General features: G+C 30.9%; 16 protein-coding genes. 13 read left to right on the plus strand and 3 right to left on the minus strand.

Translation table 11 applies throughout. The annotated features are described in order from the left end of the window. The first annotated feature begins 27 nt into the window (after window positions 1-27). Both KO500_RS08140 and KO500_RS08145 read left to right on the plus strand, forming a co-directional pair. Window positions 28-1,032, plus strand: coding sequence for a glycosyltransferase family 2 protein (locus tag KO500_RS08140; protein WP_215956026.1), 1,005 nt, complete (start codon window positions 28-30; stop codon window positions 1,030-1,032). Window positions 1,033-1,109: 77 nt separating this feature from the next. Further along, window positions 1,110-1,961 (plus strand): OmpA/MotB family protein, encoded by an 852-nt coding sequence (locus KO500_RS08145; protein WP_215956027.1) that lies wholly within the window; start codon window positions 1,110-1,112, stop codon window positions 1,959-1,961. An 84-nt stretch (window positions 1,962-2,045) separates the two neighbouring features. On the opposite strand, the gene KO500_RS08150 is transcribed toward KO500_RS08145, so the two are convergent. After that, window positions 2,046-2,666, minus strand: coding sequence for an L-threonylcarbamoyladenylate synthase (locus KO500_RS08150; RefSeq protein ID WP_215956028.1), 621 nt, complete (start codon window positions 2,664-2,666; stop codon window positions 2,046-2,048). A gap of 120 nt (window positions 2,667-2,786) precedes the next feature. Further along, window positions 2,787-4,490 (minus strand): alkaline phosphatase D family protein, encoded by a 1,704-nt coding sequence (locus tag KO500_RS08155; protein ID WP_215956029.1) that lies wholly within the window; start codon window positions 4,488-4,490, stop codon window positions 2,787-2,789. A gap of 47 nt (window positions 4,491-4,537) precedes the next feature. Between KO500_RS08155 and KO500_RS08160 the strand changes: the two genes are divergently transcribed. Together KO500_RS08160 and KO500_RS08165 are read left to right on the plus strand one after the other, a co-directional pair. Continuing rightward, window positions 4,538-4,996 (plus strand): hypothetical protein, encoded by a 459-nt coding sequence (locus KO500_RS08160; RefSeq protein WP_215956030.1) that lies wholly within the window; start codon window positions 4,538-4,540, stop codon window positions 4,994-4,996. Window positions 4,997-5,107: 111 nt separating this feature from the next. Beyond that, the gene (locus KO500_RS08165; protein WP_215956031.1) at window positions 5,108-5,593 is read left to right on the plus strand and encodes a hypothetical protein; all 486 of its coding nucleotides are present in this window, start codon (window positions 5,108-5,110) and stop codon (window positions 5,591-5,593) included. A gap of 41 nt (window positions 5,594-5,634) precedes the next feature. Here KO500_RS08165 and KO500_RS08170 read toward each other — a convergent pair whose 3' ends face one another. Then, window positions 5,635-7,965: an ATP-dependent helicase gene (locus KO500_RS08170; protein ID WP_215956032.1), complete on the minus strand. Its 2,331-nt coding sequence runs from the start codon at window positions 7,963-7,965 to the stop codon at window positions 5,635-5,637. Window positions 7,966-8,137: 172 nt separating this feature from the next. Here KO500_RS08170 and KO500_RS08175 point away from each other — a divergent pair, with 172 nt between their 5' ends. The 9 genes from KO500_RS08175 to KO500_RS08215 all read left to right on the plus strand — a co-directional run bounded on the left by KO500_RS08175 (window position 8,138) and on the right by KO500_RS08215 (window position 15,761). After that, window positions 8,138-8,677 (plus strand): DsrE family protein, encoded by a 540-nt coding sequence (locus tag KO500_RS08175; protein ID WP_215956033.1) that lies wholly within the window; start codon window positions 8,138-8,140, stop codon window positions 8,675-8,677. Window positions 8,678-8,680: 3 nt separating this feature from the next. Then, window positions 8,681-9,955, plus strand: a complete 1,275-nt coding sequence (locus tag KO500_RS08180; RefSeq protein ID WP_215956034.1) for an amidohydrolase — start codon at window positions 8,681-8,683, stop codon at window positions 9,953-9,955. Between the two features lie 109 nt (window positions 9,956-10,064). Further along, a complete protein-coding gene (locus KO500_RS08185; RefSeq protein ID WP_215956035.1) occupies window positions 10,065-11,609 on the plus strand; it encodes an FMN-binding glutamate synthase family protein in 1,545 nt (514 codons plus the stop codon). A 42-nt stretch (window positions 11,610-11,651) separates the two neighbouring features. Next, entirely contained in the window at window positions 11,652-12,422 is a 771-nt protein-coding gene (locus KO500_RS08190; protein WP_215956036.1) for a hypothetical protein, read from the plus strand. Window positions 12,423-12,759: 337 nt separating this feature from the next. Next, window positions 12,760-13,407: a hypothetical protein gene (locus KO500_RS08195; RefSeq protein ID WP_215956037.1), complete on the plus strand. Its 648-nt coding sequence runs from the start codon at window positions 12,760-12,762 to the stop codon at window positions 13,405-13,407. A gap of 48 nt (window positions 13,408-13,455) precedes the next feature. Further along, a complete protein-coding gene (locus tag KO500_RS08200; protein WP_215956038.1) occupies window positions 13,456-14,073 on the plus strand; it encodes a tetratricopeptide repeat protein in 618 nt (205 codons plus the stop codon). A 139-nt stretch (window positions 14,074-14,212) separates the two neighbouring features. Continuing rightward, a complete protein-coding gene (locus tag KO500_RS08205; RefSeq protein ID WP_215956039.1) occupies window positions 14,213-14,770 on the plus strand; it encodes a hypothetical protein in 558 nt (185 codons plus the stop codon). 1 nt (window position 14,771) lies between these two features. Further along, window positions 14,772-15,200, plus strand: a complete 429-nt coding sequence (locus KO500_RS08210; RefSeq protein ID WP_215956040.1) for a hypothetical protein — start codon at window positions 14,772-14,774, stop codon at window positions 15,198-15,200. 54 nt (window positions 15,201-15,254) lie between these two features. Beyond that, a complete protein-coding gene (locus tag KO500_RS08215; protein ID WP_215956041.1) occupies window positions 15,255-15,761 on the plus strand; it encodes a 3'-5' exonuclease in 507 nt (168 codons plus the stop codon). Window positions 15,762-15,800 lie beyond the last annotated feature (39 nt).

Genomic DNA, 15,800 nt, shown 5'->3' on the forward strand with positions numbered 1-15,800 from the left:
CCGGCCTTTAGGTTTGGTAATGTTTGAATGTCAAAAATAGCAATCGTAATACTAAACTGGAATGGTGAAAAATTGTTAGAACAGTTTTTACCTTCAGTTCAAGAATACTCTACAAATGCAACTATTTATGTTGCAGACAATGCCTCGACCGATAAATCTATTCAATTTATTCAAGATAATTACCCCGAAATTAAAATTGTGCAAAACACTGAGAATGGTGGATATGCTAAAGGGTATAATGATGCTTTAATTCATATTGAAGCAGATGTGTATTGCTTATTAAATTCTGATGTTGAAGTTACCCCTAATTGGCTTGCGCCTATTGAACAAATATATATTGATAACCGTGATGTTGCTATTATTCAGCCTAAAATTTTAGATTATAAACAAAAGAATTATTTTGAATATGCAGGTGCTGCAGGTGGTTTTATTGATCAATTAGGTTATCCTTTTTGTAGAGGTAGAATTTTTCAAGATCTTGAAGAAGATTTAGGTCAATATAATGATGTTAAAGAAATTTTTTGGGCAACTGGAGCATGTATGTTCATAAAATCTGAAGTGTTTCATAAATTAAATGGTTTTGATGAAGATTATTTTGCACATCAAGAAGAAGTAGATTTATGTTGGAGAGCTCACAATAAAGGATATAAAATTTTATACGTTGGTACCTCAGCAATATATCATTTAGGTGGGTCCACTTTAAGTAATATGAACCCTAAGAAGACATTTTTAAATTTCAGAAACTCGTTGTTTTCAATTATTAAAAACCTACCTAAACGAAAAGCATTTGTAATTATTTTTCTTAGACTTTTACTAGATGGTGTTGCAGGTATTCGTTTTATATTTCAAGGCAAACAAAAGCATTGCTGGGCAATTTTAAAGGCACATATTAGCTTTTATAAGAACTTTATAAAAATGCTCAAAAAACGCGAAAATGTTACATATTTTAAAAAATATTATGCCACAAAGTCTATCGTGTGGTCGCATTTCGTATATAGTGTTAGAAAGTTCACTATTTTAGTAAAAGATTAACGAATATACGGTGCTAGCAAATTGCAATTTGTATATTTTTACGGTGAATTAACAATTTAATTTAAGTATTAATAATTATGAAAAAAATAATTTTAGGCTGTATAGGAGTGACTTTATTATTGTCTTCTTGCGTGTCACAAAAGAAATATGCAGAGTTGGAAGCGAAGAACCAAGCGAATGAAGACTTACTAAATTCAGCTACAGTAAAATTGAATAGTTGTCTTGAAGAAAAGGCATCTACTTCTTCTAGATTAAAAACTTTAGAAGATCAGAATGCATTCTTAAAAAGTAATAACCAAGAGTTGATTAACAATATGGGTAACTTAACTACCCTATCATCTAAAGGAGCTCAAAATCTTGAAAAATCTTTAGAAAGCTTACAAGAAAAAGATTTAACTATTAGAAAGTTAAATGATGCGATTACTCGTAGAGATTCAGTAAACTTATCTTTAGTACAAAGTTTAAAAGGTGTTTTGGGTAATCTTGATGATGAAGATATTGAAATCAGCGTTGAAAAAGGTGTTGTTTTTGTATCTATCTCTGATAAATTATTATTCAGCAGTGGTAGCTATAACGTAGCTAATAAAGCAAAAGAAATTTTAGGTAAAGTTGCTAAAGTAGTTAATAACAAGCCAGATTTCGAATTTATGGTTGAAGGTCATACTGATGACGTACCATATAGAAAAGGTGTTTTATTAGATAACTGGGATTTAAGTGCTAAACGTGCAACTGCAGTTGTTAGAATTTTACAAAACGATTACGGTGTAGATCCTAAGCGTATGACTGCGGCAGCTAGATCATCTTACGTGCCAATTTCTGCAACTGATAAGTCAAGAAACAGAAGAACTCGTATTGTTGTACTTCCTAAAATTGATCAATTCTACGAAATGATTGAAGACGGAATGAAAGATCCAGCGATCAACAACTAATAAGAAATTCTTAATAGTACAGAAAAGCCTGCAATTTGCAGGCTTTTTTATTTTGTAATAAGTTCGTTATAAAACTTTTTCTAATTAAAAGATATTTATATCTCCTTTACCCTCTCTAATAATTATTGGTTCACCATCAGATAAATCTACTACTGTTGAAGCTACATTGTCACCATAACCACCATCAATAACTATATCTACAAGGTTTTGCCATTTTTCAAAAATCAATTCTGGGTCAGTGGTGTATTCTAACAACTCATCTTCATCATGTATAGAGGTAGAAACAATAGGGTTTCCTAAAGCTTCAACAATAGCTTTTGAAATTGAATTATCGGGCACACGAATACCTACAGTTTTTTTCTTTTTAAACTGCTTAGGTAAACTATTATTACCAGGTAAAATAAATGTATAGGGCCCTGGTAATGCTTTCTTTAATATTTTAAATGTTCTAGTATCAATTTGTCTTACGTAATCAGATAAATTACTTAAATCAGCACATATAAATGACCAATTAGCTTTATCTAATTTTATGCCCTTAATACGTGCAATTTTCTCTAGAGCTTTAGTGTTTGTAATATCACAGCCTAAACCATAAACAGTATCAGTCGGATATATAACTAAACCTCCTTTTTGTAATACATCAATAACCCTTTTTATTTCTTTCGGATTTGGATTTTCAGGATAGATTTTAATAAAATCAGCCATAATATTATACTTTATGTGAAGCTATACAAAGTTCTGATATTTTTTTATAATAAAAAAGCTACCCAAAATACTCATGAGTAGCTTTTAAACTGCTATAATTGATTAAATAAACCCCTTGATTTAAGAATAAGTAATAGTATGTTCTATAGATGCTGAATATTGAGCAGATAAAATAGTATCAACAAATATCCATTCTGATGTTACTTCGCTAGTTTTAAAAGTTGCCATCATATATCCTCTTTTTGAGGCATCAAAATAATTTAGATTGTCTACTAATGTGACTAAAGCAAGTTCAAAACCTGCAATAATTTCTGCGCTAGTATTTTCTCCAAGATAGGTTTCAAAACCAGGTGATGAAACACTTGAAGTAGCTAATTCAATACCAACTTCGGTACCGTCTGATGCGTATAGGGTATTGTTCCAAGCATTATGTGTATCACCAGCAAGTGTCACTATTTTTTTACCCGCATTAGCTAAAGTGTTGTAAATAATCTCACGATCTACTGGATAACCATCCCAAGCATCTAAATTGTATGGTATTGCTGTTAGAACTCGTGCTATTTCTTCTGTAGTTAAAGTTGGATCATTGGCTTGTATTCTGGTTTTTATAACAACCAACTCAGTTAATGTTGTAGAAAAGCCTTCAGAACCAAAAGCAAGTAATAATTCTGCAGGAATATACATTTGCCCCATTAATACTTGTTGCCCTAAAACTTGCCATTTGGCTGTGTTTGTATTCAACTCAGATACTAACCAATCTCGTTGAGTTGTTCCTAAAATAGATCTTGATGTATCACTTAAGGCTGCTGTGAATGCTGTAGCATCAAAAGAACCTGTAACAGTGAAATAGTCAGTTAGCTCTAATTGTTTGTCGCGCCCAATTAACCGAGTATCTAACATAATTAAGTTAACAAGATTTCCAATATTTATGGTTCTGTAAATGATACTGTTTTCAGATTCAACCGTTCTTGTAAATGGTAAAAACTCACTATAGGCTTGTAATGCGTTTTGCTTTCTTGTTTCAAAATCACCTTCTGTTGCCTCATCATGGTTTTCAGCACCTTCTTTATATGTATCGTTTGCAATTTCATGATCATCCCAAACACAAATAAATGGTTTTTTCTGATGTGCTAATTGTAGCATTGAATCAGATTTGTATTGCTTGTATCTAGTTCTGTAATCATCTAATGACAGTATTTCGGTTGCAGGTTCATGAAAACGATCTAAGAAAGCATTTTCAGAAGTTGAACCATACCCACCAGCTTCATACTCATAAAAGTAATCTCCTAAATGCACTATAATATCTGCATCGGAATTAGCCATTGCATCATATACAGTAAAAAGTCCTGCTTGATAGTTTGAACACGAACAAACAGCCAATTTAATAGAAGTAGCGTCAATAGGTAATGTAATAGTTTCACCAACTACAGAAATAGCATTATCTTCAATATTTACGAAACGATAATACAATTTTTGGTCAGCAACTAAATTTTCAATTTCAATAGCTAAGGTATTATCACGAGAAACTTCGGTAGTAATTTTTCCATTTCTAATTATAGTACTAAAATTAGAATCAGTAGCTAGTTCCCAAATTAATTCACTGTTTGATGAGTTGTATCTTGTCCAGATAATTATACTTGAGCTTGTTGGATCAAAACTTCCTACACCTTCGGTAAAATTTTCAGTGGTGTAATTCGTAGGATCATAATCGTATTCATCTACTTTATCGTCACAACTAATAAAATTAGGAGCTAAAATTATACCTCCTGTTGCCATTAGTGATTGTTTGATGAAATGTCTTCTGTTGTTGGTTGTCTTTTTCATTGATAGGTTTCTCTTTTCTTCAAAGTTCTTCTTATAAGTTTTAAAAAATGTTAGCAAATCTTTATGATTTAGTTATGGAATTAATTTGCAATTTTGCATATGTATTATATACATATATTATTTTTTTAAAAGTGAAAAGAGTCTATACATATATTAGTTTGTTTTTTGCACTTGTTATTTATTGTATATCGATAAATAATGAGACTAAAAGTGTAGCTCATACCTTTTCAACGCATGAGAGTAGTAATGAAAGTAATACAATAAGTAGACCTTCAATTGCATTAAATTATCATGGTGTTATATCACAACCGGAAAATTTAGTTGAAGTTATTTCAAATACTGTTACTTATGACAGGAATACAGGTGTTCAGAAATATTCATTTGTTCAGAATGCTAAACAACAATGTTTTAGTAAAAAATTAAAGCAATACTCTAAAACAGCTTTAAGTTCATTAATACAATTCCGGAAGACAGATATATTCTTTCCATTCCATTATTTTTGGTAATCATTTTTTATTTTTTTATCAAGTTGTTATTTATAAAATATAACAACAAACAACTAATTAATAAGGCTTTGCTATAACGTAAAGTCAACTTACTACTATAAAATATTTAAAATGAATTCAGGAATTACAATAACTGTTTTAATAATAGCAACAATCTGTTCGATGCCATTTGTAATGATGGTTATGAATAGAAAAAAGAGAGAAAAAATAATGATAAATTCAGTCACTAAAATTGCAGATAAGAATGATTGTAGATTAAATGATTACGATGTGTTTACTAATTTTATGATTGGTATAGATGATTTTAATAATACGTTATTTTATGCCAACAAAAATCAAGAAAATATTGATGTGAATTATATCAACTTATCAGAAATTAAAAATTGTAAGGTAAAGACAATAACAAATAATGATAAAAAGATAAAAGGGAAAAGTAGCTTTACAATGATAAATGAGTTAAATCTCTTGTTGACACCATTCGATAAGCCTGATCTTAAGGTTACTTTTTATAACTCAGATTCAAATATGCAATTGAGTAATGAGTTAATGGTAGCCAAAAAATGGTCAGATCATATTAATAAGCAATTACATGTATAAAAATATAAGCCCCTTAATGTTAACATTAAGGGGCTTATATTTTAACCTATTACTTCAAGCTTAGCAAAGCGAAGTAATAATTTTTTAATCCCAGAAGTATCAAACTGTATTTCAGCTTTTCGGTCATTACCAACACCTTCCAGTTTTACAACTCTACCTCTTCCAAAACGTGTATGGTTTATCAAACTACCTTCAGCTAAATTAGCATCAATACTATTTGTATTACCAATAGGTTTAGATAGTTCAGGCTTTAATTTTCTCAGCTTGCGTAATTGATTATCATTAGGTTTTACAGCATTAGGCGGTATACCACTTGATGGTTTTACTTGTCGTAATTTACTTTTATCAACTTCACCAAAAATATCAGTATCAATTAATGATTTATATCTATACCCAGGATTTGCAATTGGAGTTAAGTTTTCAACATACTTCTCATCAATTTCTTCAATAAAACGACTTGGTTCTGCATCAATTAATTTACCCCAACGATATCTGTTTTGGGTGTAGGTTAAATAGGCTTGTTTTTCAGCACGTGTTAGTGCAACATAAAATAAACGACGTTCTTCTTCAAGTTCGCTACGTGTATTCATACTCATACCTGAAGGGAATAAATCTTCCTCCATACCCACAATATAAACATGCGGAAACTCAAGTCCTTTTGCAAGGTGAATTGTCATTAGTGCAACACGGTCATCATCACCAGTATCATTATCTAAATCTGTAGCAAGCGCTACATCTTCTAAAAACTCATCAATACTACCGCGAGCATCAGCAACTTCTAATTGACCTTCAACAAAATCTTTTATACCATTTAATAGTTCTTCAATATTGTCCATACGGGCAATACCTTCGGGGGTTCCGTCTTTTTTAAACTCTAATAAAATCCCTGTTTTTTTAGCAACATGCTCTGAGAGCGCAAAAGCATCTGTGGTTTCATTCATGATTTGAAAACTCTTAATCATGTTTGTGAAATCACGCAGCTTATTTTTTGTGCCGTTATTTATTTTTAGATTTATCTTATCTAAATTCTGAATAACTTCAAAAATGGAACGACCATAATGGTTAGCGGCAACTGTTAATTTATCCATAGTGCTCTGCCCTATTCCACGTGCCGGAAAATTAATAACACGTTTTAAAGCTTCTTCATCTTTAGGATTAATTACTAAACGTAAATAGGCTAAAACATCTTTAATTTCTTTACGTTGGTAAAAAGATAATCCACCATAAATTCTATACGGAATATCACGTTTACGTAAGGCATCTTCAATTGCTCTTGACTGTGAATTGGTACGGTAAAGAACAGCAAAATCGCCATTTGGCATTTGATTTTGCATTCTATTTTCAAAAATAGAACTAGCAACAAAACGACCTTCTTCAGCATCTGTCGTACTTCTATGTACTTTAATTGCAGGTCCATCGTCATTATCTGTCCAAACTACTTTTTCTAATTGATTGGTATTGTTTGCAATAATTGAATTGGCGGCATTTACAATATTACGTGTAGAACGATAATTTTGCTCTAAACGATACATAACTACATTATCGTAATCTTTTTGAAAGTTTAAAATGTTACTAATATTCGCACCACGGAATGAGTAAATACTTTGCGCATCATCACCCACCACACAAATGTTATGAAATTTATCAGAAAGTGCTTTTACGATAAGGTATTGAGAATGGTTTGTATCTTGGTACTCATCAACCAAAATATACCTAAACCTATCTTGATATTTTGCTAAAACTTCAGGAAAACGGTTTAGCAATTCATTTGTTCTTAATAATAAATCATCAAAATCCATCGCGCCAGCTTTAAAGCAACGCTCTACATATTTTTCGTAGATCTCCCCTATTCTGGGGCGTTTTGCCATGGCATCAGCCTCTTGTAAATCATTATCATTATAGTAAGCACGAACGGTGATTAGGCTATTTTTAAAAGATGATATTCTGTTCTGTACTTGTTTGTATTTGTAAATATCTTTATCAAGTCCCATTTCCTTGATAATTGAAGCTATCAAACGTTGTGAATCTTGCGTATCGTAAATTGTGAAATTACTAGGGAAACCTAATTTATGACCATCAAAACGTAATAGCTTAGCAAAAACAGAGTGGAAAGTTCCCATCATCAAGTTTTTAGATTCCGATGAACCTACAATGCTTGAGATACGCTCTTTCATTTCACGAGCAGCTTTATTGGTGAATGTTAAAGCTAATATATTGAACGCGTCAACACCTTGATTCATCAAATAAGCAATACGGAATGTAAGTACTCTCGTTTTTCCTGAACCGGCACCAGCAATAACAATTAATGGGCCATCTTTATGTAATACAGGCGCTCGCTGCGCATCATTCAGCTGATTTATATAATTTTCCAAGTGTAAAATATTTGGTATTTATGGGAGCGTGAATTTAACTATAAAAGCTAGCATACTAAAATGTTGCTTTCAATAATTATGAACAATAGTTAACTGTTAAATTGATTTTGAATATATTTGAGGTAAATACGATAATTCTTTAGTATTAATACAAACATTTAATTAATCTTCAATGAAATTAACACTGATTACAATATTTTTATCAATTGTATTCATTAATAGGTCTATAGCACAAGAAAAAGCTTCAGGTCCAATTATTTATGAATATGGAAAGGTGTATAAAGTAGAAAATCCTGATATTAAAGTAGATCCAACACAAGAATATAAAGCTGTTTTTGATGTTGCTGGTAGCCCTAAAGGCCATGATAAAATAAATGCTTCCATTGAAACTGGTGCTCGTTTTTTAAATATGCATGCACAATCAGGTGTTTCGAAGGAAAATTTGAAAGTAGCTTTAGTTTTACACGGAGGGGCTTCTAAAGATGTATTGACCAATGAAGCTTATAATAAAAAATATGGTGTTGATAATCCTAATTTAAAAATGGTAAATGCGCTGACTAAAGTGGGTGTACATATATATTTATGCGGACAGTCAGCAGCATATAATACTATCAAAAAAGAAGATATGATACCAGGTACACAGTTGTCATTATCAGCTATGACAGCACTCGTATTACTACAAAATCAAGGGTACAGACTAATTAAATTTTAATATATGAAAAGAAAACTACTTGGAGTTCTACTCCTATTCGGTTTTTGCGCATTTGCTCAGAATTCCGTTTCAGAAAAAGATTTTAAATCTGTTGAAGACAAAGTGGTCGATTGGAGAAGGCATTTTCATGAAAACCCTGAGCTTTCAAATAGAGAATTTAAAACAGCAGAAACTATTGCAAAACATTTAAAATCCCTAGGTATAAAGGTAGAAACTGGTGTTGCAAAAACTGGTGTTGTAGGCTTATTAATAGGTGACAACCCTGGTAAAGTAGTTGCGTTACGTGCTGATATAGATGCATTACCGGTTACAGAACGTAATGATTTGCCTTTTAAATCAAATGTAAAATCGGAATTTTTAGGTGTCGAAACTGGAGTAATGCATGCATGCGGACATGATACGCATATTGCAATATTAATGGGCGTAGCAGAAGTACTATCTAAAAATACAGATAAGATTAACGGAACTATAAAATTTATTTTTCAACCTGCAGAAGAAGGTCCACCACCAGGTGAAGAAGGTGGCGCAGCACTAATGATTAAAGAAGGAGTGTTAACAAAACCAGATGTTGATGCTATTTTTGGATTACATATAGATTCCGCTACACCAGTTGGGCAAATTAGCTATAAACCGGGTGGAACAATGGCAGCTGTAGAACGCTTTGTCGTAAATGTAAAAGGTAAACAAACTCACGGCTCTCAACCTTGGGGAGGTGTTGATCCAATTTATATCGCTTCAAAAATAATTGATGGTTACCAATCTATAATTAGTAGAGAATCTAATTTATTGGTTGAACCAGCAGTGATTACAGTGGGTAAAATTAGCGCAGGTGTTCGTTTTAATATTATTCCTGAAAGTGCAGAGTTAATTGGTACGGTTAGAACTTTAGATCCTGATATGAAAGAACTGATTATTCGCAGAATGACAGAAATGACTAAAGGGATTGCAGAAACTTATGGTGGATCAGCAACAATTGAATTCCAAAATAATACAGCAATAACTTATAATGACGAGGATTTAACAGCAGTAATGTTACCAACATTACAAAAGGTAGCTGGTAAAGATCAAGTAAATTTAGTTAAAGCTACTACCGGCGGTGAAGATTTTAGTTATTTTCAAGAAGTTGTTCCGGGCGTTTATTTCTTTTTAGGAGGAATGACACCAGGTAATACAGAAGCTTTTCCACACCACACACCGGATTTTATGATTGATGATAGTGGATTATTGTTAGGTGTGAAAGCACTTACTGAATTAAGTATAGATTATTTAAATAAATAAGTAGAAATACTATTATAGTTTTCGAGTTCAAGTGTAATATTTTTACATTTGGACTCGAAATTTTATACGTTTGATATTAATTGAAATTTCATAGAAATATAGATATTACATGATTAATTTTATTTCAAGTATCCCATGGTGGGCTTGGCTTTTATTAGTAGTTGTTATTGTTGCTTTTAGAGATATATTTTTACAAAAAGCTCATACAATTTCTCATAATTTTCCAGTAGTAGGGCATTTTAGATATTGGTTAGAGAGTATAGGGCCAGAAATGCGTCAATATTTTGTAGCAAATAATAGAGAAGAACTTCCTTTTAATCGTATTGAAAGAGGTTGGATTTATGCTTCTGCTAAAAAAGAAAATAATTATGAAGGTTTTGGTACCGATAGAGACATTTATGCACATCAGCATATTTTTGTAAAAAATCAGATGATGGCGTATGAAGTGCCAGATAATCATCCAAATCATACTGAAAAAAGCTTTGTCCCTTGTGCAAAAGTTATTGGAGAATTTAACAAGCGTAAAAAACCATATAGGCCAGCATCAGTTATAAATGTTTCTGCCATGAGTTTTGGTTCTCTTTCAGCTGCGGCGGTTGAAGCTTTAAACCGTGGTGTGGGTAAAGCTGGTGCATATCATAATACTGGTGAAGGTGGTTTATCTCCTTACCATAAGCAAGGTGGAGATGTTGTTTTTCATTTTGGTACTGGTTATTTTGGTGTTCGAGCTACAGATGGAAATTTCTCTATGGAGAAAATGAAAAAACTTGTTGAGGAAAATCCATGCATAAAAGCTATTGAAATAAAATTATCTCAAGGAGCAAAACCCGGCAAAGGAGGAGTTTTACCAGGAGCTAAAATTACAGAAGAAATTGCAAGTATTAGAGGGGTTGAAATAGGTAAAGATGTACTCTCCCCTGCTACCCATAAAGCTTTTAAAAATATTCCAGAATTACTTGAACTTATTGAAAAAATTGCAACAGAAACAGGGTTACCTGTTGGTATAAAAGGAGCTATCGGTAAGTTAGATCAATGGGAAGAATTAGCTGATTTAATGTTGAAAACAGGTAAAGGACCTGATTTTATTACCGTTGATGGTGGTGAAGGTGGTACAGGTGCTGCTCCGCCAAGTTTTGCCGATCATGTTTCGTTACCTTGGGTATATGGCTTTTCTAGCCTTTACAGAGTGTTTTTAAGTAGAGAATTGACAGATAGAATTGTGTTTATTGGTAGTGGAAAGTTAGGTTTTCCTGCAAAAGCAGCAATGGCATTTGCTATGGGTGTTGATTGTATAAATGTAGCTCGTGAAGCCATGATGAGTATTGGATGTATACAAGCACAAGTTTGTCATACAAATCGTTGCCCGGCAGGTGTGGCTACACAAAATAAGTGGTTGCAAAATGGTATTAATGTACCTTTGAAATCTGATAGGTTGGCCCAGTATTTTTCTTCTTTTAAAAAAGAATTTTTAGAAATTACACATGCTGCAGGTTACGAGCATCCATGTCAATTTCATATGGAGGATATTCAAGTAAATGTTGATGATACAGATTTAAACAGAGATTTGCGTTCTACTTACAAATACCAAAAATCAGAAGTCCCTTTTAATGGTATGCAAAAATTATATGATTGTGTACATTTAGGAGGAAAATAATAGAAACTATAAACAATTAAAACCCAAATAAATATTTTTATAATGATTAAAAATTTAATTATCCTAGTTGCTTTTTCATTAAGTGTAACAGCTGTACATGCACAAAAAAAGAGTGAATTAATAGAGGAGATAGGAATTTTAAAAGTAAAAATTTCTGCTCTAGATGACGAATTAGCTGTATCAAAAAAAAATGAACGAGTTAGTAAAACAGAAGCGGAATCATATAAAGCACAAGCTGATGAGCTGTTGGAAACAAACCAATCGTTAATGAAAAACATTAACAGCTTTACTAAAGCTTCAATTGAAAAATCAGATAATATAGGTAAAACGTTAGAAACACTTAGAAGTAAAGAAGCACAATTAAAAAAAATAAGTGATGCTTTTAGTACACACGATTCTATTGCTTTATTGGTGTTAACAGATTTCAAAAAATCATTAGGTGAAAATGCAAATATTAGTGTAGCTAGTGGCGCAGTTATTGTTTCATTAAATGAAACTGTTAGAACAGGCATAGCAACTAATGAAGAAAGTGCTATTGCTTATTTAGGAAAAATTGCAACCGTAATAAATATGCATACAAATTCTGAAATTAGCGTAGAAACTTTAACAAATACAGGTGAGTTTGATGTTGCTTTAACACAAGCAGCTACAGTTGCAGGAATACTTCAAAAACAATTTACAGTTGATGCTAGTCGTATTTCTGTAAATGCTAAAGACGGTGGTTTTTCTGAAGGATTAACAATAAAAGTAATGCCTAAGTTTGATTCTTTTTACTTTGCACTACGTGAGCAAATGAAAGAAGCTAATAAATAATAGTTATTCTTAATAATTCACTAAAACCCCTTAATTGTTTGCAATTAAGGGGTTTTTAGTTTGAATGATATTTGATAGTTTTATTTCTTAAATTTAAAAAGTATTCTTATTATTCTGTTTAGATTTAATCTAAAAAAAAATTCACTTACAATCATAATGAATTAATTACAACGTTTATTCAAATGCTAATTCATTTAAGCAAGTAATTCGGGTTTCCGTATAAATGAAATAAACAATCAACTAAAAGAAAAACCAGATATTTATATAAAGTATTGAAAGAATTATCCAAAGGCCGAAAAATGGAGAAGATATTTCAATAAAAATTAGATTAATTAATTTGAAACAAGAAAATAGCAAACATATTATATCAGTCTTTTTTGGAATATTAATAGTATTATTAATTTATTCATATTACAACACCGTAAAAGATGAAAATGCTTTAAAATCAAACAACAGAAGAATTACGTATGCTAAAGTAACAGACTATGATAGATATTACGATAATCATATAATTAATTTTGAATTTTATGTAAATGGTAAACTTATAGAAACAAGTGATCCGTACTATGATGATGATAATTGGGTTGACTATACTAGAAAATCTAATGTAAAAAAAAACGAATTTTATCTTGTAGAATATGACTTGACTGATCCTGAAAATTCTAAATTAATAGTAGATAGTTATTCTAAAAGTCGCGAACGTATTTTAGAAAATGATGGGTTGAAAATTAAAGGTTATGTTGAAAGTGCTTTTAAAGTCTCACAATTTTATTCAGACTTGCGTATTAAATACCATTACTTAAATAACGAATTTAGATTTAGAACCAGATTGAATACCGATAGTTTACCTTGTGGAAATATTGAGGATTGCAAAAATTCTGAAATTGAATTAACTATTTCTAAAAAATTTCCTGCTTTAAATAATTTAGATATTATAAGCTATGATAGATTAAAGATGGCTAAAAATAAATTAGAAAAACAATAATATAACTTTATTAAAATGTTTACGTTAATTTATTTGAAAGTAGCTTTTATGAATTTTAAATATTATACACTTTTAGTTTTTTTACTCCTTATTCAACTAAGTTGTAAAAATAAAATTCAATCAATTCTTAATGATAAAACAGAGACATCGATTCCAGGTGATTTTTACGAAAATTTAGAAGCTTCTGACTTAAATGAAGAAGGGATACGATTAACTAAAAATGGCCAATATGCAAAGGGTATGAATGCTTTTTTAGCTTCGTTAGAAATAGAACCCAATAATCCAACAACATTAAGTAATTTGGGTTTAAATAGATTTTTAAATCGTGATAATAAAGATGCTATCAAATTATATCAAAAAGCATTTAAAATATCAGACTCTACTTATCATATTGCAGCTATAAATATGGCGCATACTTACTTTTATGAAGAAGAGTATTATAAAGGTATTGAAATAGCAGATTATGTAATTGATAATAATAATGATGAGAATATTTTATCAATCGCATTTGTGCATAGAGCTCTAAACTATTTTGGAAATAAAGATTGTGCGAGAGCAAACATGGATTTAAATTATATTTCAGCAAATTATAAGGGTGTTGGAAATACTGATAGGCATATTTTAGATTTACAAGAGAAAGTGAAAATGTGTTGGGAATATAATTAATTATGTAATAATTAAGCTAAATTTCAATTGTATAAAATAGTACTAAAAACCTTGCTCATCCCCTACTTTTAATGCAATTTTGTGCTGAATTTCAATATAAATTCAATTAAACAGATTTATAGAACCTTAAAGTTATATAATGAAAATAAACAAAGTCATTCGTAATTTAATGACACTAATTGTTTTACTCACTCAAGTTACAATTCTAATACTTATTGCAAACAGTAATTATGAATCAGACAGTTTTATAGCTATTCTGTCAATATTAATTATAACTATAATTGTATTGGTTGCTCATAAATATTTAGACTTACATCATAATGATCATTCTCATGAAAAATTATCAGTCGTAATCTGGGCTCCAATTGGGGCTTTACTTTGTTTTTTTATTAATGTTTATACTGATTTAGGTTTTGTTATAGCGGCAGGTATTGTTGGTACTTTGGCTTCACTTATTCCACTAATAAATAATCAATCTATTTATTTACAAAAAATACCAGTGGCAATATATTGTGGTGTTTTTGTAGGCATGTCTAGTCAGCAAATTACTCCTTCTTTTAGTTTTGTATTAATGGCAGGAATTCTGGCAGGAGCTTTTTTATCGTTCTCTAAAAACATATTTATTGGTATTGGGGGTAAATTGGGTACAATGGCCTTTTTAGGAGTATTAATTGTCTATTTAATTAATTTGATATAATATGAATAGCGTAATACTTATACTTACCGGAATTTTAGGTGCGACTGTAACATTTTATGTGAGTCATTCATTAAAGCAAGGTGCTGTAAGAGCCTCTGCTCTGCTTTCGCTTATAGTTGGTTTGTTTTTTTATTTTTTTCCAAGCTTATTGAATGTTTATCTAACAACTCAAATTCCTATCATTTTCATAGGTACTTCTTTTATAGGAATGATATCTTCTGAAGCCAAAAAGCATTATGGGCAATTAGCTACTGCAGGTGTCTTATTCAGTATTATTTATATAAATAAAAATCATTTATTTGATGGTTTTGGTGGTGCACTTGGCGCCTTAGCTTTTATTGCACTATTAGCTTCTTTAGCATTCTCTTTCCTTTTTTCAAAAGTGTTATGGAGAATACAGGTTTATTTACGCTATCGAAAAAATAAATAAAAAATAATTTATACTAACTTTGTTATTCACCATCACTAAAAGAATAATTAAGTAATGATAGACTCCTTTGTAGCAATAGATTTTGAAACTGCTATGGCACATCATATTTGCTCTGTAGGTATTGTTACTTTTGAAGATGGTAAAGTTGTTGACGAATATCATCAATTAATTAAACCACCCAATAACAGGTATAACTGGAGAACTATTGAAGTTCATGGTATTACTGAAGAAGATACTTTATACGCTCCAGAATTTAAAGTTATATATCCTGAAATAAAAAAGCGCTTATATGGTAAACACGTGGTAGCCCATAATGAAGTTTTTGATAGAAATGTTTTAACCAAATCAATGCGAGATAATACTATTGATTATTCTGATTTAAAACTCACTGCGCGATGGCATTGCACTTATAAAACATTTAAGTCGATGGGTTATAAACCTGCAAATTTAGATGCTTGCTGTAAAAAACATAATATTGAATTAGAACACCACCAAGCTTTATCTGATGCTCGTGCTTGCGGAAAACTCTTTTTAATTTCTGAAAATCGTTTATTGTTTTAGTTACGATAAAGAATCAAAATAAAAGAGGATTTTCAAATA

It is taken from the genome of Cellulophaga baltica, from assembly GCF_018861125.1.
GTDB lineage: Bacteria > Bacteroidota > Bacteroidia > Flavobacteriales > Flavobacteriaceae > Cellulophaga > Cellulophaga baltica_A.